This window comes from uncultured Tateyamaria sp., assembly GCF_947503415.1.
In the GTDB taxonomy this organism is placed as follows: Bacteria; Pseudomonadota; Alphaproteobacteria; order Rhodobacterales; family Rhodobacteraceae; genus Tateyamaria.
Window position 1 is genome coordinate 127,014 of record NZ_CANNDS010000004.1, and the last position, 20,309, is coordinate 147,322.

Sequence of the window (20,309 nt, forward strand, 5' to 3'; positions counted from 1 at the left end):
GGGCCAGACGGGAGCCTCTCTCCCGACCTCCAAACCCGTCACGGAAAACCCGGCACCCCTCTCACTCTGAAGAGACAGCGACGAAGGTCAGTTCAAATCGTGCTCATCTTTTTCGTCCGGCAGGTCCCCTTCGTCGTCAACGGGGGAATCATTGTCCACCTCAAGCAGTAGCTCGGGGTTGCCGTTTGGTTTTTCGATCTTGGTCACAGATGGTTGGCCATAGCTTGCAATCTTTCTAATCGCTGAAGAAATTGCTTGCAGACGGAATTGGCTATGATCTCCCGCTTCAAATGAATAGGCGACACGTTGACCGCCAGGCGCATCCGCCACGAACGAAACCGTTGCGCTAGCCGCCCTATAGTTCGTTTGGCAAACTTGTCCTTTCTCTTCCTCCGCAATCATTCCTGCTTGGTCAAGTCTGCGCCCGGTGCTTGCCGAGACCTGTCCGTAAAACTCAGTGAAAGTGATTTCAGAAGAGATCCAGTCTGTTGCTAAAATCCTCAAGCCATCAACCTGCAGGCTTTCCCCCGTTCTTGCGAAAGCTGCTGCTACAGCATAGGCGGCTGCGATCACGACGGGTGCAACGATAACACGACCGATTGAGACCTCTTCACCATTCCAAAGCCCTGACAAAGCCTGAGGCACCGAAAACAGGGCGAGTAGAATTGACGCCAAAACACTAAGGGCGGCACCAACCAAGAGGCGGTTCTTTCCGAGCCCTTCGATCGGATTGGACTGCTCCGTATATTCCCCTTCGGCAATGATATTGACGGAGAAATCACCCGTATCCTGAACCGACTTCGAGCGACCTTCATCATTGTCTACCAAAATACGAGCTTTCCCAAATCCTGGTTCATCGTCCAACTTGTCGACTAGGTGCTTGGAAAGGCTAAGCGATGAAACACGGAGCGGAATTGGTTCTGCGGATTTCTCCGCGACGACGGAGGCGCCAAGCAGCTTGTTCGCCAAGAGCCCTCGGAGCAGTGTGTTGTCAAAGAAGCTACTCAGAGCGCTAACAATGGCTATGCCGGTCAGCGAGGCCAAAGCGATGACTGCCGCACTGCTCCAGTAACTTGAAACAACTTGCGGTGTTCCATCCGCCCAATAGAGCAGCAGCGAAACAACGCCGAAAGCGAACAGAGCGACTAGAAGCTGCCTTAACGCTCGCAATGGTGCGATCACACGGCCCTGCCTCTGTTCGAAGAAGTGCCGAAAAATTGGGAGCACTTGCGGAGACTTGCTTCCAATCAAAATTCTCGTGGTTCGAGGAAGGTCAAAAGAGTAGTCATAGGGATCTCTACTATTCAACTGACGGCCAACAGAGATCACAGCTGCCTCGGGACTGAACCGGATTTCTTCTCGCTCGTCCGGAATCATTGCGAGCTTGGCGCTCTCGTAGAACGCAGATACTGCGAAGCCAAACTGTTTGAGCCAATACTTGACAAGGCAATATACGAGCATGAGGTGGGAAAATATCGATATCAAACCCACCGCAAATGCTGATAGTTGAGCTTGATCGCCGTCGGCAAGGGCGGAAATTCTAGCGCCCAGCAAGCTGGCAAAATCAGTCAAGTCGACGCCGTTCATAGTTGTAATGGTCGTAAAGGCGTAGCCAATTGCATTCGCAAGAATTCGCAGTGATAGCAATAGAACGATTGCGAGCGCGATTATTGTAATGATGCTTGAGTAAAGCCTGATTTTATTGGCAAATGCCATCCGCTGATCATTATTCAAAACTCAAATTCCTATTTTCTCACACCGTCAGAGACTTCACGCTCGATAGCTCTTGGGTTCGGCGTCCAAAGCGATCGCATCAATCTGAACTATCTGAAGTTTTCCGCCAACATGCAACTTTAGCGGCGCTAAACCTCACGTCTTCGTTTCGAAAGATTAGGGCAAGCGGCACTTCATCTAACCGCTTGCTCTTGTGGGTACTAGAGAACCCTCTCCAACAACACCTTCGCCTTCCCCTCCATCACCAACCGCGCATCCTGCTGCGGCTTCGAGCGGGCGACTGCCGTGATCCCCTGCACGAAGTCGAAGACGGTCTCGGGCGGGCGGCCTTCCTCGGCCAGGACCGTCTCGACGATCCGCCCCGTCTCCGCCTTCGAGAACCCGCGCTTTCTGAGGAAGTCCTGCCGTTCCTCGTCCGACCGCGCGACGATCTTCTCCCGCGCCGCGCGGATGCCGTCGATGAAGGGCGCGGGCGAGGACTCGGCGAAGCGGCTGAGCGCCGGAGCGGCCTCGTGGGCGAAGCGGGAGGCGGCGTATTTCGAGTGCCGGATCGTGATCTCCTGGAAGTCCTCGACGCCCCAGAGGTTGCGGTTCTGGCAGACCGCGCGCAGGTAGAAGCTGGCGATGCCGAGGGTCTTGGCACCCACCTCCGAATTCCAGCAATAGAACCCCCGGAAGTAGAGGTCGGGTGAGCCATCGGGCAGCAGCCCCGCCTCGATGGGGTTCAGGTCATCGACGAGGAACAGGAACACGTCGCGGTCGGAGGCGTAGAGCGTCGTCGTCTCCTTCGTGACGTCCACGTGCGGGTTGTAGATGCCGGTCGACCAGTCGAGCACGCCCGGCACCTTCCAGCGCGTGTCGCCGGTGCCGTTGCCCGCGATCCGCTGCACGGCGGAGACCAGTTCATGGTCGTAGATGCGGCCATAGTCTGGGCCGGTCACGGCACGGAGTTCCGTACGGCCATCCGCAACTTCCATCGTCTTGATCTGCTCCGCCCGGTGGTTGGTCAGCCCATACTGCAGATTGATCCCCGCCAGCGGCGCGGGCAGTTGTCGCAGATAGGCCGCTGGTGCACCGACAAGGCTCGAGAGCTGGCCGAAGCTCCAATGCGTCGGCGCGACGGGCTCATCCGCGCCCGGCAGGACAAGTCCGAGCTTCTCCGGGTTGTCGCGATCCGCGTCGATCCGGATCGCCGCGCTCTCCACCGTGCGCGTCCGGCTCCGCTCCGCCCGGCCCTTGACGGACGCAAAGAGATCGTCGAGCGACAGATACCGTTCGTCATCCGGCCGCGAGAACCACTCGGACGACACCCGGTCCACATTCGTGCCGCGCGATGCATCCACCTTGTAGCCGCCGCTCATGTCACGCCCGGCATCGATGATTTCGGTGTTCATTGAAAAACCTCCGCGACGGGCGGCCGGGAGCCTCTCTCCCGACCTCCAAACCCGTCACGGGCCGGAACGGCACCCCTCTGACTCTCGGGTCACTCCGCTGCGAGATCCCCCAGCGGGGAGTGGCCGCGCGACGCGGCGAGCCGGTGCAGCGTTTCCGGGCGGATATGGGTGTAGCGGCGCAGCATCTTCCAGTCCTTATGGCCGGTGACAAGCGAGACTTGTTCGATTGTGAATCCGGCCTCGAACAGACGGCTAGTGCCTTCATGGCGCAGATCGTGGAAATGCAGGTCCTTCACGCTGACCTCGACGCAGGCGCGCCGGAAGGCCGTTCCGACCGATTTCGAGTTGTAGGGAAAGATCCGGCCGCTTGCGTGCCCGAGTTTCTTGGCCTGTTCGGTGACCAATGCCCAGGCATCGAACCCCGTGGCGGCGAAGAGCGGGATCCGCTGGTCGTTCCCGGCCTTGTTGCGCGGGTCTTTTCGGTCGCGGATCATGAGCATGCGGCGATCGACGTCGAGATCGGTCCATTCGACGCGGCAGATCTCATCGAGCCGCATGGCCGTGGCCACCGCGAACTTGACGATCCGTGTCATCGGCAGGGTCAGGCGTTCGTTGTCATCGAAGCAACGGAAGAGGCGGTTCAGCTCGTCCGTGGTAGGGCGACGATCCCGCTCTGTGCCTTTGCCGATGAGGCCGAGACGCTTGAGCGCAACGCGCGCCAGATCGACGGGTTCCGGAGAGATATCCAGGCCGTGCACAGCCGCCGCATGGGTGATGATCATCTTGATCACGCCGATGTCGATCCCGAGAGTGACCGGGCCCGCACCTTGATCCGCCCGCATCTTGCCGTAGTCGATCAGCTTCTGCCGATCGAGGTGCCCGATCTTCTCCTTGCCCAGATCGCGCTTGAGCGTCTTGAGCGTTGCGGCCTTGCTGCGACGCGGCGGTTTCCCTACCTCGCACATATCGGTTATATGAAGGTCGATGAGGTCGCCAAAGGTCTGGAGGCGGGAAACGGACGACTTGTTCGGAGCCAGCCCTTGATCGACCCGGGTCTCCGCATGGCGGGCCCAACGATGGGCGTCGTCGCGGCGGAGGAATGTCTCGCTCGCGTAGCGGCCCTTTCGTCTGATCTGGACCCGGTAGGCACCGGAGGGGAGCTTGGTGATGGAGGCCATTTTCGTGTGCGCTGTGTGTGCAATGAGTCGTCGTAAAAGGGCAAATTCGGGGATATTGGGGCGTATTCCAGCGTAGCAGCATCCGCCGCCAACAGTTTGAAGATACACAAAAAATGCAAATAAATCAACACGCTAGATTATCCTGTGCCCCGATGATGGACTGGACGGACCGGCATTGCCGTTACCTGCATCGTCAACTGAGTGCGGAGACGCTGTTGTACACCGAGATGGTGACAGCCCCCGCACTTGTGCGCGGAGGGGCGTTGCACCTGTTGGACCATGATCCAGCGGAGCATCCCGTCGCCTTGCAGCTTGGTGGGTCGGAGCCGATTGAGTTGGCGCAGGCGGCAAGGCTGGGTGCTGATGTGGGCTATGACGAGATCAACCTGAACTGCGGGTGCCCGTCGGACCGGGTGCAATCCGGCACATTTGGTGCTGTCCTGATGCGCGAGCCGGGAAAGGTGGCGCAGTGCGTTGCCGCCATGCGCGCCGCCGTCGACGTGCCGGTCACCGTCAAATGCCGCATCGGTGTGGATGATCAGGACCCCGAAGAGGTGCTGCCCGAATTCCTGTCCCGCATCGTGGCTGCGGGGTGTGAACGGGTGACGATCCACGCACGCAAGGCGTGGCTCAAGGGGCTGAGCCCCAAGGAAAACAGGGATATTCCGCCGCTCGACTACGATCTGGTGCAGCGGATGAAAGGACTGTTTCCCAACCTGCACATCTCGATCAATGGCGGCATCGCCACGCTGGAGGATGCCGAGGCGCTGCTCGACAGTGGCCTTGATGGCGTGATGATCGGGCGGGCGGCATATCACCAGCCCGCAGATATTCTGGCGCAGGCGGATCGGCGCATTTTTGGCAAGGGTCACGACACAACCGCCGAGGACGCAGTGTACGCCATGCTGCCCTATATTGAGGCCCATTTGAGCCAAGGCGGACGCTTGCACCAGATCACGCGACATATGCTGGGTCTGTTTGCGGGCCGCCCCGGTGCACGCAGCTGGCGACGGATGCTGAGCGAAGGGGCGACCCGTGACGATGCAGGCCCCGAGTTGGTCGAGGCGGCGCTTGCGCAAGTCACGGCTCTGGCCCCGGAAGCCAAAGCAGTATAGCACCGCGCGACCTGAGTTGCGGAGCCTGCCATGCCGGACACATTTCTACTGATCCAGATGCTGGGTTTTCTGGCCGTGATTGGAGCATTTGCCGGTGTGTTGGCGGGCCTTCTTGGCGTCGGTGGCGGCATCGTTCTGGTGCCCGCCTTTTTCTACGCGTTTCAAACTCTTGGTTATGACGGGCCGGATCTGATGCAGATGTGTCTGGCGACGTCGCTGGCCACGATCATCGTGACCTCTGTTCGGTCGGTGATGAGCCACAACAAGAAGGGCGCAGTCGATTGGGATATCCTGCGCAGCTGGGCGCCGGGGATCGTGATTGGCGCTGTGCTGGGCATGTTGCTGGTGGCACAATTGCGCACGACGACCTTGCAGGCGATCTTTGGCATACTGGCTTTGTTCGTGGGGCTGTACATAGGCTTGGGCCGCACAAGCTGGCGTTTGGGACCGGTCATGCCGATAGGCTTTGGCCGTGCGACCGTGTCCCCGGTCATGGGGTTCTTGTCGGTGCTGATGGGCATTGGCGGCGGCAGTTTTGGTGTGCCGTTAATGAGCCTCTTTTCCGTACCGATCCACCGCGCCGTCGCGACGGCTGCGGGTTTTGGTGTGTTAATTGCTGTGCCGTCGGTCATTGGCTTTTTGTTTGTATCGCTGGATGGGCCTGTGCCGCCGTTGACTGTAGGAGCAGTGAACCTTGTGGCCTTTGGCGCGATCATTGCGATGACGCTGATCACCGCACCTTTGGGCGTAAAGCTGGCCCATGCGATGGATCCTGGTCCGCTCAAGCGCGTGTTCGCGATCTTTCTGGTGCTGGTCGCCCTGAACATGTTGCGCAAGGCGCTGTTGGGATGATGGACGCGGACGGATTTGTGGTCTTCGCCCATGATCCGCGTACTGCGCAATGGGCGGAGGCCGCGCGTCACGTGTCCAAAAAGATCACTGATGATCCGGAGGCTCAAGCCCGCAACCTTCGCCACGGGAATACTTGGTTTGTCGGCGTGGATGAGCTGCCCAATGCGCCGGACGGATCGGTGAATGGTGTGCCCTTGCAGGGGCCTTGGGAAGACCACGTGCCCGCGCTACCGCAGCATGCTGCACAAGTGTCTATCATCTATCCGGGCTATCCCATTCGCGACCCGGATCAGAGCGACGCCAATCACCGATATCGTGTGAACCGCATGGCTGCGCATGTGGATGGGCTGTTGCCCGAAGGGGCGGAGCGGCGGCGGTATCCGCGTGAGTCTCACGCCTATATCCTGGGGCTGCCCCTGAATGACGTGGCCGCAGCGCCGACTGTCGTGTGGAGGGGCAGTCACCAGATCATGCAGGCTGCGCTGTCCGAGGCGATTGGGGCTGCTGACCCGCGCGATGTGGATGTGACGGACGCCTATCACGCCGCGCGCAGGCACGTGTTCGAAACCTGCGAGGCTGTGCCGTTGCGCGCGCGCCCGGGGCAATCCTTCCTGATCCACCGCTTTGCCTTGCACGGCACGACACCATGGAACGGTCCCACGGATAGTGGCCGCATGATCGCGTTTTTCCGGCCTGAATTTCCCGATCCCGGAGAGTGGCTGCGCGCTTAGCGCTTCAGCCGGGCAGCGCGTCCGCCACGACGCCCCTTTGGCGCTGCGTCGCGGTTCGGCAGGTCCGCCATGATCGTGCGGCGTTCTTCAACGCTCATCCGGCTCCAGCCGCCGATTTCGTCGATGGAGCGCGCACAGCCGGTGCACAGCCGCGTCTCGGGGTGGATCACGCAGATCTGCACGCAGGGGCTTTCAATCTCGTTGCGGTTCCACACAAGGGAACGGGGAACGTCTGTCATGCCTGCCTCTTCATCACGGCCAACCGGTCCAGCAGCCCCTGCAAGATATAGCCTGCCGCCACGTGATCAATGACTTCGGCGCGACGTTTGCGTGTCGTATCCGCCTCAAGCAGCGCTTTTTCTGCAGCCACGGTGGACAGCCGTTCGTCCCAGAAGGTGATGGGGCCGTCCCAAAGACGCTCGAAGTTCCGCGCAAAGGCGCGGGTCGATTGGCAGCGCGGCCCTTCGGAGCCATCCATGTTGCGCGGCAGGCCAAGGACAAGGCCGCCCACATTGCGTTCCGAGAGGATGGTTTGAAGACGCGCGGCATCCACCCCGAATTTCTTGCGCCGCACCGTCTCAAGCGGGGTCGCGACAGACCAGAACGTGTCCGACACGGCCACGCCGATGGTCTTGTCACCAAGGTCCAGCCCCATCAGGGCCTGCATTGGGGGCAGGGCGGTCAGAAACGCCGCCGTGTCATCCGTGATCATTCCAGACCGACGCGGTCTGCCGTGCGGCTCAGGATATCGGCAGCGCCGGGGTCGTCGCCGAACACTTCGCGGGCGTTGATCAGAATGGCGCGGGCTTGATCCATCTGACCCAACACTCCGAGGGCCGAGATCAATTGCGCCCAGTCTTCAACCGGACCGCCTTCGGTTGCCAGACGGTCAGACAGGCCGGTGACCATGCCTTGGATCATTTCCATGCGTTCCGCGGGGCTGAGGTCTTGGGCGGCTTCAATCTGGTCCGCAGACGGTCCGCGCCCGGTGCCGATGGCGGGGATTGCGTAATTGACGCCCGCGCGCACGGCCATCTCTTCGATCTGAGCCTGAACAGGGATGATCCATGGCGCGTCTGCCGGTCCTTCACGCAGCAATTGGTCCCAGATGCGCAAGGCAGTGTCGGGTCGCCCGGTCTGCGACATCATCAAGCCATAGTAATACCGCGCCGGCCCGTCGGTCGGGTCGATGGCAAGCGTTCTTTCGAGCATGTTCTCGGCCTCCGGCGACACGTAGCCACCAGCCGCCAAGATCAACAGATCGGCGTATTGCGAGTAATCCTCTGCCGTCGCTTCGTCGCCCTTGAGCGCGATCGCCTGCGCCTTGGCCGCGTGCGCTGCGACGTAGTTGCCCAACCGACCTTCGGCCCGGCTGAGCAATTCCTGCCCTTGAAGATCATCGGGGCGCGCGATCACGGTCTGCCGCAACCGTTCAACCAACACGACATAGTCTGGATCGACATCCGGGGGTGAATTCTGACCGTCAATGCTCGCTTCGGCACTGTCCTGACCGGGGCGCTCTTCGCGCAGGATCTGTGCCGCCTCGATGCGGTTGGCGAGGGCCAGATCGCCATATCCGGGCGCGCCAAGTTGCATGTAGATGTAGTAGGACCCGGCAATGACGGCACCGATGGTCACTCCGAGGGTGATTATCCCACCGGACGCGCGTGCGGTCTGTTGGTGTTTTTGCAAGGCGGCATCCGCGGCCAGAATGCGGCGCGACACTTCGGTGCGCGCACGTTCGGCATCAGCTTCGGACACGACGCCACGGGCCAGATCGCGATCCACCTCGCGCAGCTGATCCCGGTAGACATCCAGATCATAGGCCGCAGGTGGTCTATCGCCTGCCGATCCGCGCAGCATTGCGCGGGCCAGTGTCGCCAGTACCGCAAGCGTCAAAAAAGCCGTGATAATCCAGAATAACATGCGCACCACATCGTGTCGTTCAAGCCCATGTAACCCTTGTGCGCGCCACACAAAAGACCGCTTGTCGCACCCTTGATGTCGCAGCCTTGTATCGCGTGTCGCAAATCCGTCAAAAAACGCCGCCCAAGCAGCGACTTGTCCGGGCCGCAAAGGCGATTACAACCTCACCTATTCGCCTTGCGATTCCACAGGTCCGGACAGCTGCACATGAAACGTTATTCTGCCTTTGCCATCGCCCGAGAGGCCGCTCGCTATCACACCGGGTGGGAACGCGCGTGGCGTGCGCCCGAGCCCAAGAAGAAATACGATGTGATCATCGTGGGCGCAGGCGGGCACGGTCTGGCGACGGCCTACTATCTGGGCAAGAATTTCGGGATCACCAATGTGGCGATCCTTGAAAAAGGCTGGCTTGGCGGCGGCAACACGGGCCGCAACACAACCATCATACGCTCGAATTACCTGCAGGACCCGTCGGCCGCGATCTACGAAAAGGCGCGCAGCCTTTACGAAACGATGAGCCAGGACCTGAACTACAACGTCATGTTCAGCCCGCGCGGCGTCATCATGCTGGCCCAGACCCATCACGAGGTACGCGGCTACCAGCGCACGGCGCACGCCAATGCGCTGCAAGGCGTGAAAACCGAATTCATCGGCCCCGAAAAGGTCAAGGAACTGGTGCCGATCATCCATCTTGATGGCCCCCGCTATCCGGTCATGGGCGGCCTCTGGCAGGCGCGCGGCGGCACGGCGCGCCACGATGCAGTCGCCTGGGGCTATGCGCGTGCGTGCTCCGACATGGGCATGGACGTGATCCAGAAATGCGAAGTCACGGCCATCAGGCGCGACGGCAACAAGGTCGTGGGCGTCGACACGTCCAAAGGGGCCATCGACTGCGACAAGCTGGGCGTGGTTGTGGCTGGTCATTCAGGCCATGTGGCCGACATGGCAGGCTTCCGTCTGCCCATCGAATCCGTCGCCCTGCAAGCGTTGGTGTCCGAGCCGATCAAACCCTGCATGGATGTGGTCGTCATGGCCAACACGGTGCACGGTTACATGAGCCAGTCGGACAAGGGCGAGATGGTAATTGGCGGCGGCACCGACGGCTACAACAACTACACCCAGCGCGGGTCATTTCATCATATCGAGGAAACAGTGCGCGCACTGGTCGAGACATTCCCCATGATTTCGCGCCTCAAGATGCTGCGTCAATGGGGCGGGATCGTGGATGTGACGGGGGACCGGTCGCCGATCCTGTCGAAAACGCCTGTAGACGGCATGTTCATCAACTGCGGTTGGGGCACCGGCGGGTTCAAGGCGATCCCCGGTTCCGGCTGGGCCATGGCCGAACTGATGGCCAAGGGACGGTCACCGCTGACGGATGAATTTGGCTTGGACCGCTTCCGCGAGGGTCGGTTCATCGACGAAAGCGTGGCCGCCGGGGTGGCGCACTGATGCTATTTATGCGTTTTTTCCCCTTCGCCTGCGGCAGAGCCAAAGGCGATCAGGTTGGCGACGTCAATCTCGCGCCCGCCACGGGCCTCTTTCCGTTTAGCCGCGGCACGCTGTTCCAGCAGAAACATGATGACGGCACCCACTGCGATTGCGCCAAAGACCAGGATGGCGCCGGTTGTGTGATCCATGGTGATCTCCTGTCAACTTTGGTTGACACTTGCATATCTGCCGCCCCCGCGTCACGTGAAATCGCAAAACCGGCGGGACGCAGCCACCTGCATGCGGTCAAACCGGCTGCCCTCGGCCCGTTTTGTCGCAACCACGGCCGTCCGATTGCGCCTGAACCACAACATGCTGAGATGGAGGCCCATAGATTGGAGGCTTACCCATGTCAGACTATCCAAACCCGAACATCCATCGTGGCGACGGCGTCTCGGGACGCGGGCTGCTTATCTCATTCGCGGTCATCGTTGCCGTTGTGGCACTTCTCGCACTTCTGGGCTCAATCGGCTCGGGCGGCGGTGAAGGGGCGCCAACACAAGACGCAATTGCGCCAGCCACAACAGAATCCACAGGTACGGCGGTGCCAACCGAATAATCCCTCCCCAAGTATTCGGACCGCATCAGGCGGGCGTCTTCGGACGCCCGCCTTTTGCGTGCCCGGATCAAAGATTACCCCAAAGACCGGAGCGCGCCCATGCTGATCCTGACCTGTCCCAATTGCGGCGTGACCGGGGAAGAGACCGAGTTTCATGCAGGCGGTGAGGCGCATCTGAAGCGCTTCGGACCCGGCTCGTCCGATGGGGAATTCGAGACGTACCTGTTTATGCGGGAAAACCCCAAGGGCGTGCATTTCGAACGCTGGCGGCACGTTTATGGCTGCGGCAAGTGGTTCCACGCTGCCCGCTGCACGACCACGCTCGAAGTTTTCGGCACCTATTCGGCCCAGGTGACCGAACCACCGAAAGAGATCCGCGACACAATTTCCGAAAAGCGTCCCGGCTGGACGTGGAGGGATTTCGCATGATGTTTCTTCTGACTGAAAATACCACCGCCGGAGGCTTCGACGCCTCCGCCCGCGATGAGGTCCGAACATGAGCACACGTCTTGCCACAGGCGGTCGCCTTCTGAACAAGGACAAGGCGGTTCGCTTCACCTTCAACGGCCAGCAGATGCGCGGGTTCGAAGGGGATACGCTGGCCTCCGCTCTGCTTGCCAACGACCAAATGCTGGTGGGTCGGTCCTTCAAATACCACCGCCCGCGCGGCATCGTGGCGGCGGGTCCAGAAGAACCCAATGCGCTTGTGAACCTCGGCGTCGAGGGCAAGTTCGAGCCGAACCAGCGCGCCACGACGACGGAACTCTTCGAGGGCCTTCTCGCGACCTCGCAAAACCACTGGCCCAGCCTTGAGTTTGACGTGGGCGCGATCAACGCCAAGCTGTCGCGCTTCATGCCTGCGGGCTTTTATTACAAAATGTTCATCCATCCGCGCCCGCTGTGGAAACACCTCTACGAACCCTTCATCCGGCAGGCGGCTGGTCTGGGCCAGGCACCCAAAGGGCGGGATGCGGACACGTATGAACACTTCCACACCTTCTGCGATGTACTTGTCGTCGGAGGAGGCATAGCGGGTCTGCTCGCCGCGCGGTCAGCGGCGCAGGCCGGTGCCCGCGTGCTCATCCTCGAACAAACCGCCCATTGGGGTGGCCGTGCGCCTGTCGATGGCGGCGAGGTGGATGGCAAGCCTGTGGATAAGATCGTGGATGAACTCGTGTCTGAGTTATCTGACATGGGCAATGTCACGATGCGCCTGCGCACCATGGGGGCAGGGGTCTACGACCACGGTTATGTGCTGGGATACGAGCGTTTGACAGATCACGCGCCCGAGGCCGATGGCCCACGCCACCGGTTGTGGCGCATCCGGGCGGGGCACGTGGTCACTGCAACCGGTGCGATCGAACGCCCCCTGTCCTTTGCGGGCAACGATATTCCCGGCGTCATGCTGGCCGCAGCCGTGCGCGACTACGTGGTAAACTATGGTGTCAGCCCCGGTGACCGCACAGTCATCGTGACCAACAATGACGACGCTTACCGCACTGCAAGCGCTTTGAAAGCCGCGGGCCTCGACGTTCCGGCGATTCTGGACGCACGCGTCTTGCCGGTCGACAGTCCTCTTGTGGCAGAAGCGAAGGCGGCGGGCATCCGGGTGCTCATGGGCCACGGCGTCGCCAAGGTTCTGGGCGGCAAACGCGTCACCGGCGTGGCCGTGTGTTCGCAGGCGGGCGAAGGCGCGGTGCTGGAAGAGATTGCCTGTGACACCGTCGCTATGTCGGGCGGCTGGTCCCCTGTCGTCCACCTCTGGTCGCATTGCGGTGGCAAGCTGCTGTGGGACAACGATTTTGCGATGTTCCGCCCGGATGTGGATAAAGCGCCGCTTGGCGCCGATGGCACGGCGTTCGTCAGCCCCGCCGGGTCCGCAAACGGGCATTTCGGCTTGGCCGAATTGGTGGGGGATGCGCATGCGATGGGGCGGGCGGCAGCCAAAGCCACGGGCCACACACCGAAGAAGGCCGCAGCACCTGATGCACATAGTGTCGAGGAAGCGCCCATGGCGCCCGTGTGGCTGATGCCGCAGGGCGCAGGCAAGGCGCTGCGTGGCAAGGCTTGGCTGGACTATCAAAACGATGTCAAAGTGTCGGACGTGCAGTTGGCCGCACAAGAAGGCTTCGAAAGTGTCGAACATGCCAAGCGGTACACCACGCTCGGCATGGCAACCGATCAGGGGAAGTTGAGCAATATTAATGGTCTCGCGATCCTTTCTGATGCGCTCAATCAACCCATTCCGCAGACGGGCACCACAACTTTCCGCCCGCCCTATACCCCAATCTCCATGGGGGCGATTGCCGGTGAGGCGCGCGGTAAGGTGTTCCAACCAATCCGCCGCACGCCGCTGCACGATTGGCACGATGCCAACGGCGCGAATTGGGAGCCCGTCGGCCAATGGCGACGCCCCTACGCCTTTGTCCGCAATGGCGAGACTGTCTACGACGCGGTCATGCGTGAGACGAAGAATGTGCGCGAAAACCTGGGCCTGCTCGACGCCTCCACCCTCGGCAAGCTGATTGTCAAAGGGCCGGATGCGGGCAAGTTCCTCGACATGCTCTACACCAACATGATGAGCACGCTGAAACCGGGCAAGTGCCGCTACGGTCTGATGTGCAGCGAGAACGGATTTCTGATCGACGACGGCGTTGTTGCGCGGATCGACGACCAGACGTTCCTGTGTCACACCACGACCGGCGGGGCAGAGAGCATCCACCAGCATATGGAGGAATGGCTCCAGACCGAATGGTGGGACATGCAGGTCTATGTTGCCAACGTGACCGAACAATACGCGCAGATCGCCGTGGTTGGCCCCAATGCCCGCAAGGCACTGGAAGCACTGGGCGGCATGGACGTGTCGGCAGAGGCGCTTGGCTTCATGGAGTGGACGGACGGCACGCTGGGCGGCTTCGACGTGCGCGCCTACCGCATCTCGTTCTCGGGCGAGTTGAGCTATGAAATCGCGGTCAAGGCGTCCGAGGGCCAAGCGTTGTGGGATGCGTTGATGGCCGTGGGCGACAGCCTTGGTGTCATGTCCTACGGCACCGAAGCGCTGCACATCCTGCGCGCCGAAAAGGGCTTTATCATGATCGGGGACGAAACGGATGGCACCGTCATCCCGCAAGACCTTGGCCTTAACTGGGCGCTTTCGAAAAAGAAGGACGATTATCTGGGCAAGCGCGCGCAACAACGCACGCACATGGCAGACCCGGCACGCTGGAAGCTGGTTGGCTTGGAAACAGTGGACGGATCGGTCTTGCCCGATGGGGCCTATGCCGTGGCCGACGGCACCAATGCAAATGGCCAGCGCAACATGCAGGGTCGCGTGACCTCGTCCTACCATTCGCCCAACCTGAAAAAGGGCATCGCCATGGGTCTGGTCCTGCACGGACCGGAGCGGATGGGGGAAGTGATCGAATTCCCGGGGACGGATGGCACGACCTGCAAGGCCAAGATTGTCAGCCCGGTCTTCTATGACCCGGATGGGGAGAAGCAGAATGTCTAATGCTATCAGTGCCCTGAATGGCGCCACATGGGCGGAGGGGATCGCCGCAGTGACCGAAGCGCCGATGCAGGGCATGATCACCCTGCGCGGACCCTTGTCCGACGCCAAGCTAAAGAAAGCCGCCACGACAGTCGCGGGTGTGGATATGCCCGGAGCGGGGCAGGCGCACGTTGCCGACGATCGCGGCTTGTGCTGGATGTCGCCGGATGAGTTGTTGGTGCTGTGCCCCTACGACGACGTTGCAGCAAATACCGAGACGATGCAGTCCCATTTGGGCGACCTGCACAGCCTGTGTGTAGATGTCTCCGACGCACGCGCTGTGTTCGACCTGTCGGGCCCCCATGCGCGCGAGGTTCTGGCCAAGCTGGTTCCGGTCGATATGGCACCCGATCAGTTCACACCCGGCATGTTCCGACGCACGCGCATGGCACAGGTGCCAGCGGCGTTCTGGATGCATGACAGCGACACAATCCGCATCGTGTGTTTCCGCAGCCAGGCGCAATACGTTTTCGATCTGCTGACAACAGCCGCGCAACCGGGCAGCGCCGTTCAGATATTCTGATTGCGCCGCAAATTCCCGTTGAACTTGTGCCCATTGTCTCGCATGAGCGTCAGGTACGGTTTTGTATGGGGATAACAATGAAAAGACTGTTTTTGGCATGTGCCGTCGCGATGGGGCTAGGGGCCCCTGTTTCGGCGCTCGATCTGGTGTGCAACGTCAAGGATACGGGGGATGGGTTCATCTCACCCGTGATCGTGTTCCGTTTCCCGGACGGTGGCGGTTCACCCGAAGTGTTCGATGTTTTCATCGAAGAGACAAAAGGCGCGCCCATTCCACTGCGCGTCAGACAGCGCAACGATGGCAGGTATGTCCTGACCTGGCGCGTCAGCAACCTTCCGGCACGGCCGCGCCCGGCAACGATTGGCTATCGCGCCGTGCTGAACGAGGCGCGCACCCAAGTCACGATCTCCGGATCCATCCGTGGGGTGCTCAATTCCATAAACGGACGTGGGCAGTGCCAACCGGGCAAATTGAACCAATAAGCGAAGTTCGGGCCGCTTTTGCCTTGAACTTGCTCGCCCGCGCACAATCTGTCAGGCACAACCTTGCAATACTTGAAAGGGGGCCCACCATGGCTTTTGAACTTCCCGACCTTCCCTATGCCCACGACGCACTTGCGTCCAACGGCATGTCGAAAGAGACGCTGGAATACCACCACGACCTGCACCACAACGCCTATGTCACCAACGGTAACAAGGCGATCGAGGGCACGGAATGGGCGGACAAGTCTCTCGAAGAGATTATCGTCGGCACCTATGATGCGAACGCCGTGGCTCAGAACGGGATCTTCAACAACATCAGCCAGTTGTGGAACCACAACCAGTTCTGGGAAATGATGGGCCCAGGCGACAGTGCCATGCCGGGCGAGCTGGAAAAGGCTCTGACCGAAAGCTTTGGATCGGTCGACAAGTTCAAGGACGAATTTTCCGCCGCCGGCGCGGGCCAGTTCGGCTCAGGCTGGGCGTGGCTGGTCAAGGACAAGGACGGCAGCCTGAAGGTCACCAAGACCGAGAACGGCGTGAACCCGTTGTGCTTTGGTCAGACGGCGCTGCTGGGTTGCGATGTCTGGGAACACTCCTACTACATCGACTTCCGCAACAAGCGTCCGGCCTACCTGACCAACTTCCTGGACAATCTTGTGAACTGGGAAAACGTCGCAAGCCGGATGTGATTGCGTCGCGCATTGACTTCCAGAAAAGGGCCGGTCGTCGATCGGCCCTTTTTCTTTTCACGTCATTGGCCTGGACAGTGCTGTTAAAGCATGATCAGCGCTCGAAACGACTTCGAAGTAATCCAACAGCGACGCATCCGCAAAACCGCTGGCAACCACATGATCCAAAAGCGCAATCAGCGGGTCCCAATAGCCTTCGACGTTCATCAACACGACTGGCTTTTCATGCAGGCCCAGCTGCCGCCATGTCAGCACTTCGAACAATTCGTCCAATGAACCAGCACCTCCGGGCATGACCACAACGGCATCGCAGTTCATGAACATGACCTTTTTGCGCTCGTGCATCGTCTCGGTCACAACGTAGCGGGTCAGGTCGACCTTGCCGACTTCCCATTCCACCAGATGCTTCGGGATCACGCCAAAGGTGTCGCCACCGCCGGCCTGTGCTGCGCGCGCGACCGATCCCATCAACCCCACATCGCCCGCGCCATACACCAGCCGCCAGTTGCGTTCTGCAATGCCGCGCCCCAACGCCTCAGCTTCGGTGGTGTAGGATGAAGACTTGCCCGGGCGGGACCCGCAATAGACGCAAACGGAAAGGGGGGACATGTGGTGCTCCTGTAACGGGCGCGCGAAAGTGATGAATGTGTGACGCCGTTCTTTTGACCGCTATAGCCCCGCCTGTTATGCAAGCGCAACGAAACCGGGCAAACCGGTGCGGTGGAAAGGGTCATCATGTCCAAGTGGGCGGCATTTGCCGGGTCGAACGGGGCCTTGGCAGGCACAGCGGTCGTTGTGATTGCGGCGGCTGTGGGCGCAGGTTTTTTCATCAACGCAAACCAATCTGAGCCGACATCGGTGGCACAGCCGACTGAGATCGACGCGCCCAGCGTGCCAGAGGTTGCCGCAGTTCAGCCGAAGCAGGAAGCACCGACCGAGCCAGAGGCGCTACCCCTCGATCCGCCCTCGATCGACGAGGTGCGGGTTGAACCCGATGGCCTGACTGTAATTGCAGGCCGCGCTGTGCCGGGCAGCAAAGTCGCGGTTCTGCTGGATGGTGCGGAGAACACGGAAACCACGACCGATGACGGCGGCAGTTTTGCTGCGATCACCATACTGCCACAGAGCCCCAAGGCGCGGGTGCTGACAGTGATCCAGCGCGTAGGTATGGACGAGATTGCGTCGGTTGACGAAGTGATCCTTGCGCCACAAGCCCAGCCCGCCCCGGAACCCGAAGCCCAAAAGCCAGTCGGTGTGGCGGCAGCGGACGCGCAGGAGGGTGCGCCAGACCCCGTCGCTAACGACGTGGCCGCGACCGTCCTGGAGCCGGTCGAAACGCCCACAGAGCCTGCACCTGCGACAACCTTCTCAACGCTCGAAACGCCGCAAGTTGCAGAAGCCGCGGGTGATATTGCTGAACCTGAGACGGTTGCCAACGCGCCAGCGACTGAACCAACCGTCAGTACCGAGGTCGCACAAGCGCCGGTCGTGCCGCAACCAACACCGCCCCCCGAAGTCGAGACTGTCAACGCACCCGAAGCACCAGCTGACACCACCGATGTGACCGTGCTGAGATCGACCGCCGACGGGGTCGAAGTCCTCAGCAACACCCCACCCGACGCGTTGGACAACATTGCCCTCGATTCCATCAGCTATTCCGATCAGGGCGACGTGGAACTGGCAGGCCGTGCGCAACCGGAGGCAGACGCCGTGCGCGTCTATGTCAACAACGCGCCTGTCGCGGACATCGAGGTCAGCGCAGATGGCAATTGGCGCGGGGAGTTGCCGCAGATCGACACCGGTACCTACACGCTGCGCGTGGACGAGTTGAATGCCGAAGGAGAGGTAACAAGCCGCGTCGAAACGCCCTTCCGTCGCGAAGACCCGGACGTGCTGGCACAGGCAGATACCGAAGATGCCCCCGCAACCCAGATCACCGTTCAAGCGGGCAACACGCTGTGGGCCATCGCCCGCGACCGTTACGGTGAGGGGACGCTGTTTGTGCAGGTATTCGAAGCCAACCGCGACCGCATCCGCAACCCGGACCTGATTTTCCCGGGCCAGGTCTTTGCCCTGCCGAATTAACCGGCCCCGGGCGCTGGCAAGTCCCGCACCTCTGCCTTAGATAGTGGGACCTGACATTCAGGAACCCTATCTTCATGCCCGCTGACACGACGGCACCGGCAGCACCCGCTGATCCGACCCAAAACGCCCCAGACCCAAACAAGAACGTGGCCGAGGCTGAACGCAGTTCTGGTCTGCGCACGATCCGCAAGGTCGCACCCTACCTGTGGCCCGCGGACAAGCCGTGGGTGAAACAGCGCGTTGTGCTGGCGATGCTGGCGCTGATCCTGTCCAAGGTCGTGTCGGTCTACACCCCCATCATCTACCGAGATGCCGTCAATGTGCTCGGGGGCGAGGGCGTGTCCCAACTTGCCCTTGGCGCCATCGGGTTGACGATTGCCTATGGTGTGGCCCGCCTGATGAATGTGGGCTTCCAACAGCTGCGCGACGCCATCTTTGCCCGCGTGGCCCAACGCGCCCTGCGCATGCTTGCGCTTGAAACCTTCGAACACATCCACCGCCTGTCCATGCGCTACCACATCACGCGCAAGACGGGCGGGCTTAGCCGCATCATCGAACGGGGCGTGAAGGGGGTCGAGTTCCTGCTGCGCTTCCTGCTGTTCTCCATCGGGCCGCTGGTGCTGGAACTGCTGATGATCGGGGTGATCCTGACGATCCTTTTTGACGTCTGGTACCTGGTCGTCGTGGCCGTCACCATCGGGCTCTATGTCTGGTTCACCTTTGCCGTCACCGAATGGCGCGTGAAGCTGCGCAAGGTGATGAACGATCAGGACACCGACGCCAACCAAAAAGCCATCGACAGCCTCCTGAACTTCGAGACGGTCAAGTATTTCGGGGCCGAGGCGCGCGAGGCGGGGCGCTACGACAAAGCGATGGAAGGCTACGAGGCGGCAGCGCTCAAGACCAGCTATTCGCTCGCATTCCTGAATTTCGGCCAATCGGTTATCATAACTGGCGGCCTTGTGGGCGTCATGATCATGGCCGCCGTGGGCGTGCAGAACGGCACCCTGACGGTGGGCGATTTCGTCATGGTGAACGCCTACATGATCCAGATCACCATGCCGCTGAACTTCCTTGGCACTGTTTACCGCGAGATCCGGCAGGCGCTGGTGGATATGGGCGAGATGTTCGACCTGCTGGAACAACCCGCCGAAGTGAAAGACGCCCCGGACGCCAAGCCGCTCAAGGTTACGGGCGGGCAGATCGAACTGGATGACGTGCATTTCGGCTATGATCCCGCGCGGCCCATCCTCAAGGGTGTGTCCGTCACCGCCGAGCCGGGCCAACAGGTGGCCATCGTGGGCTCAACCGGGTCGGGCAAGTCGACCATCGGGCGGCTTCTGTTCCGGTTCTACGATGTGGGTGGTGGGGCTTTGCGCATCGACGGACAGGACGTGCGCGACGTGACACAGGAAAGCCTGCACGCGGCCATCGGTGTGGTGCCGCAGGACACGGTGCTGTTCAACGACACGATCCGCTACAACATCGCCTATGGGCGCGACAACGCCATCCACGCCGATATCGAAGCGGCGGCGAGGGCCGCGCAAATCCACGACTTCATTCAGGCGCTGCCCGAAGGCTACGATACGGCCGTGGGCGAACGGGGCCTAAAGCTGTCTGGGGGCGAAAAACAGCGCGTCGGCATTGCCCGGACGTTGCTCAAGAACCCGCCCATCCTGCTGCTGGACGAAGCCACCAGCGCGCTTGACACAGAGACGGAACAAGAGATCAAAGAGGCGCTGCACGCCGCAGGGCAGGGGCGCACGGTGCTGACCATCGCGCACCGGCTCAGCACGATCGCCGAAGCGGACCGTATCATTGTGCTGGAACAGGGCGTGATCGTTGAGACGGGCACCCATGATGAATTGCTGGCCGCTGACGGGCGCTATGCCCAGTTGTGGCTCCGTCAACAGGCGGACGAGGCTTCGGCATAAGCCATTAAAATTGGTGCGATTTCCATAGCTGCCAACACCGCGCAGTAAGGTTCTGTTCACACCTCG

At 61.0% G+C, this 20,309-nt stretch carries 20 protein-coding genes; 12 read left to right on the top strand and 8 right to left on the bottom strand.

Features of this window, described 5'->3' with window-relative positions; all coding sequences use genetic code 11:
• Window positions 1-87 precede the first annotated feature (87 nt).
• From Q1A32_RS19535 to Q1A32_RS19545, 3 genes are all read right to left on the bottom strand, one after another.
• On the bottom strand, window positions 88-1,716 hold the full coding sequence (locus Q1A32_RS19535) for a hypothetical protein (protein WP_299657059.1): 1,629 nt from the start codon (window positions 1,714-1,716) through the stop codon (window positions 88-90).
• A 218-nt stretch (window positions 1,717-1,934) separates the two neighbouring features.
• Complete coding sequence (locus tag Q1A32_RS19540; protein WP_299657062.1) at window positions 1,935-3,128, bottom strand: DUF932 domain-containing protein; 1,194 nt, start codon at window positions 3,126-3,128, stop codon at window positions 1,935-1,937.
• Between the two features lie 89 nt (window positions 3,129-3,217).
• The gene (locus tag Q1A32_RS19545; protein WP_299657065.1) at window positions 3,218-4,306 is read right to left on the bottom strand and encodes a site-specific integrase; all 1,089 of its coding nucleotides are present in this window, start codon (window positions 4,304-4,306) and stop codon (window positions 3,218-3,220) included.
• Between the two features lie 113 nt (window positions 4,307-4,419).
• On the opposite strand from Q1A32_RS19545, the gene dusA reads away from it, so the two are divergent.
• From dusA to Q1A32_RS19560, 3 genes are read left to right on the top strand one after another with little or no spacing between them, the layout of a single operon-like run.
• On the top strand, window positions 4,420-5,421 hold the full coding sequence (dusA, locus tag Q1A32_RS19550; protein WP_299657068.1) for a tRNA dihydrouridine(20/20a) synthase DusA: 1,002 nt from the start codon (window positions 4,420-4,422) through the stop codon (window positions 5,419-5,421).
• A gap of 30 nt (window positions 5,422-5,451) precedes the next feature.
• Window positions 5,452-6,273 (top strand): sulfite exporter TauE/SafE family protein, encoded by an 822-nt coding sequence (locus Q1A32_RS19555; protein ID WP_299657071.1) that lies wholly within the window; start codon window positions 5,452-5,454, stop codon window positions 6,271-6,273.
• On the top strand, window positions 6,270-7,004 hold the full coding sequence (locus tag Q1A32_RS19560) for a hypothetical protein (RefSeq protein ID WP_299657074.1): 735 nt from the start codon (window positions 6,270-6,272) through the stop codon (window positions 7,002-7,004). Before Q1A32_RS19555 ends, Q1A32_RS19560 begins: the two co-directional genes overlap by 4 nt.
• On the opposite strand, the gene Q1A32_RS19565 is transcribed toward Q1A32_RS19560, so the two are convergent.
• From Q1A32_RS19565 to ccmI, 3 genes are read right to left on the bottom strand one after another with little or no spacing between them, the layout of a single operon-like run.
• Window positions 7,001-7,243, bottom strand: coding sequence for a DUF1289 domain-containing protein (locus tag Q1A32_RS19565; RefSeq protein ID WP_299614012.1), 243 nt, complete (start codon window positions 7,241-7,243; stop codon window positions 7,001-7,003). The two genes, Q1A32_RS19560 and Q1A32_RS19565, sit on opposite strands and share 4 nt — an antisense overlap.
• On the bottom strand, window positions 7,240-7,716 hold the full coding sequence (gene ruvX / locus Q1A32_RS19570) for a Holliday junction resolvase RuvX (protein ID WP_299657077.1): 477 nt from the start codon (window positions 7,714-7,716) through the stop codon (window positions 7,240-7,242). The genes Q1A32_RS19565 and ruvX overlap by 4 nt, the downstream gene beginning before the upstream one ends.
• Window positions 7,713-8,930, bottom strand: coding sequence for a c-type cytochrome biogenesis protein CcmI (gene ccmI / locus Q1A32_RS19575; protein WP_299657080.1), 1,218 nt, complete (start codon window positions 8,928-8,930; stop codon window positions 7,713-7,715). Before ccmI ends, ruvX begins: the two co-directional genes overlap by 4 nt.
• Window positions 8,931-9,137: 207 nt before the next feature.
• Between ccmI and Q1A32_RS19580 the strand changes: the two genes are divergently transcribed.
• On the top strand, window positions 9,138-10,382 hold the full coding sequence (locus Q1A32_RS19580) for a sarcosine oxidase subunit beta family protein (RefSeq protein WP_299657083.1): 1,245 nt from the start codon (window positions 9,138-9,140) through the stop codon (window positions 10,380-10,382).
• A 2-nt stretch (window positions 10,383-10,384) separates the two neighbouring features.
• On the opposite strand, the gene Q1A32_RS19585 is transcribed toward Q1A32_RS19580, so the two are convergent.
• On the bottom strand, window positions 10,385-10,570 hold the full coding sequence (locus Q1A32_RS19585; RefSeq protein ID WP_299657086.1) for a hypothetical protein: 186 nt from the start codon (window positions 10,568-10,570) through the stop codon (window positions 10,385-10,387).
• A gap of 200 nt (window positions 10,571-10,770) precedes the next feature.
• On the opposite strand from Q1A32_RS19585, the gene Q1A32_RS19590 reads away from it, so the two are divergent.
• The 6 genes from Q1A32_RS19590 (at window position 10,771) to Q1A32_RS19615 (ending at window position 16,224) form a co-directional block, all read left to right on the top strand.
• Entirely contained in the window at window positions 10,771-10,980 is a 210-nt protein-coding gene (locus Q1A32_RS19590; RefSeq protein ID WP_299657089.1) for a hypothetical protein, read from the top strand.
• A 99-nt stretch (window positions 10,981-11,079) separates the two neighbouring features.
• Window positions 11,080-11,409 (top strand): sarcosine oxidase subunit delta, encoded by a 330-nt coding sequence (locus Q1A32_RS19595; protein WP_299657092.1) that lies wholly within the window; start codon window positions 11,080-11,082, stop codon window positions 11,407-11,409.
• 67 nt (window positions 11,410-11,476) lie between these two features.
• Complete coding sequence (locus Q1A32_RS19600; RefSeq protein WP_299657095.1) at window positions 11,477-14,491, top strand: sarcosine oxidase subunit alpha family protein; 3,015 nt, start codon at window positions 11,477-11,479, stop codon at window positions 14,489-14,491.
• The gene (locus tag Q1A32_RS19605) at window positions 14,484-15,053 is read left to right on the top strand and encodes a sarcosine oxidase subunit gamma (protein ID WP_299657098.1); all 570 of its coding nucleotides are present in this window, start codon (window positions 14,484-14,486) and stop codon (window positions 15,051-15,053) included. Before Q1A32_RS19600 ends, Q1A32_RS19605 begins: the two co-directional genes overlap by 8 nt.
• A 77-nt stretch (window positions 15,054-15,130) precedes the next feature.
• Window positions 15,131-15,535 (top strand): hypothetical protein, encoded by a 405-nt coding sequence (locus Q1A32_RS19610; RefSeq protein ID WP_299657101.1) that lies wholly within the window; start codon window positions 15,131-15,133, stop codon window positions 15,533-15,535.
• Between the two features lie 89 nt (window positions 15,536-15,624).
• Window positions 15,625-16,224, top strand: coding sequence for a superoxide dismutase (locus Q1A32_RS19615; RefSeq protein ID WP_299657103.1), 600 nt, complete (start codon window positions 15,625-15,627; stop codon window positions 16,222-16,224).
• A 57-nt stretch (window positions 16,225-16,281) separates the two neighbouring features.
• Here Q1A32_RS19615 and Q1A32_RS19620 read toward each other — a convergent pair whose 3' ends face one another.
• Window positions 16,282-16,833, bottom strand: a complete 552-nt coding sequence (locus Q1A32_RS19620; RefSeq protein ID WP_299657106.1) for a TIGR00730 family Rossman fold protein — start codon at window positions 16,831-16,833, stop codon at window positions 16,282-16,284.
• A gap of 126 nt (window positions 16,834-16,959) precedes the next feature.
• On the opposite strand from Q1A32_RS19620, the gene Q1A32_RS19625 reads away from it, so the two are divergent.
• A complete protein-coding gene (locus Q1A32_RS19625; RefSeq protein ID WP_299657109.1) occupies window positions 16,960-18,309 on the top strand; it encodes a LysM peptidoglycan-binding domain-containing protein in 1,350 nt (449 codons plus the stop codon).
• 74 nt (window positions 18,310-18,383) lie between these two features.
• Window positions 18,384-20,243: an ABC transporter ATP-binding protein/permease gene (locus Q1A32_RS19630; RefSeq protein WP_299657112.1), complete on the top strand. Its 1,860-nt coding sequence runs from the start codon at window positions 18,384-18,386 to the stop codon at window positions 20,241-20,243.
• Window positions 20,244-20,309 lie beyond the last annotated feature (66 nt).

Excerpts from the sequence above, each read along its gene's own strand:
- Q1A32_RS19535 (WP_299657059.1), bottom strand. The coding sequence starts at position 1,716 with ATGGCATTTGCCAATAAAATCAGGCTTTACTCAAGCATCATTACAATA.
- Q1A32_RS19540 (WP_299657062.1), bottom strand. The coding sequence starts at position 3,128 with ATGAACACCGAAATCATCGATGCCGGGCGTGACATGAGCGGCGGCTAC.
- Q1A32_RS19545 (WP_299657065.1), bottom strand. The coding sequence starts at position 4,306 with ATGGCCTCCATCACCAAGCTCCCCTCCGGTGCCTACCGGGTCCAGATC.
- dusA (WP_299657068.1), top strand. The coding sequence starts at position 4,420 with ATGCAAATAAATCAACACGCTAGATTATCCTGTGCCCCGATGATGGAC.
- Q1A32_RS19555 (WP_299657071.1), top strand. The coding sequence starts at position 5,452 with ATGCCGGACACATTTCTACTGATCCAGATGCTGGGTTTTCTGGCCGTG.
- Q1A32_RS19560 (WP_299657074.1), top strand. The coding sequence starts at position 6,270 with ATGATGGACGCGGACGGATTTGTGGTCTTCGCCCATGATCCGCGTACT.
- Q1A32_RS19565 (WP_299614012.1), bottom strand. The coding sequence starts at position 7,243 with ATGACAGACGTTCCCCGTTCCCTTGTGTGGAACCGCAACGAGATTGAA.
- ruvX (WP_299657077.1), bottom strand. The coding sequence starts at position 7,716 with ATGATCACGGATGACACGGCGGCGTTTCTGACCGCCCTGCCCCCAATG.
- ccmI (WP_299657080.1), bottom strand. The coding sequence starts at position 8,930 with ATGTTATTCTGGATTATCACGGCTTTTTTGACGCTTGCGGTACTGGCG.
- Q1A32_RS19580 (WP_299657083.1), top strand. The coding sequence starts at position 9,138 with ATGAAACGTTATTCTGCCTTTGCCATCGCCCGAGAGGCCGCTCGCTAT.
- Q1A32_RS19585 (WP_299657086.1), bottom strand. The coding sequence starts at position 10,570 with ATGGATCACACAACCGGCGCCATCCTGGTCTTTGGCGCAATCGCAGTG.
- Q1A32_RS19590 (WP_299657089.1), top strand. The coding sequence starts at position 10,771 with ATGTCAGACTATCCAAACCCGAACATCCATCGTGGCGACGGCGTCTCG.
- Q1A32_RS19595 (WP_299657092.1), top strand. The coding sequence starts at position 11,080 with ATGCTGATCCTGACCTGTCCCAATTGCGGCGTGACCGGGGAAGAGACC.
- Q1A32_RS19600 (WP_299657095.1), top strand. The coding sequence starts at position 11,477 with ATGAGCACACGTCTTGCCACAGGCGGTCGCCTTCTGAACAAGGACAAG.
- Q1A32_RS19605 (WP_299657098.1), top strand. The coding sequence starts at position 14,484 with ATGTCTAATGCTATCAGTGCCCTGAATGGCGCCACATGGGCGGAGGGG.
- Q1A32_RS19610 (WP_299657101.1), top strand. The coding sequence starts at position 15,131 with ATGAAAAGACTGTTTTTGGCATGTGCCGTCGCGATGGGGCTAGGGGCC.
- Q1A32_RS19615 (WP_299657103.1), top strand. The coding sequence starts at position 15,625 with ATGGCTTTTGAACTTCCCGACCTTCCCTATGCCCACGACGCACTTGCG.
- Q1A32_RS19620 (WP_299657106.1), bottom strand. The coding sequence starts at position 16,833 with ATGTCCCCCCTTTCCGTTTGCGTCTATTGCGGGTCCCGCCCGGGCAAG.
- Q1A32_RS19625 (WP_299657109.1), top strand. The coding sequence starts at position 16,960 with ATGTCCAAGTGGGCGGCATTTGCCGGGTCGAACGGGGCCTTGGCAGGC.
- Q1A32_RS19630 (WP_299657112.1), top strand. The coding sequence starts at position 18,384 with ATGCCCGCTGACACGACGGCACCGGCAGCACCCGCTGATCCGACCCAA.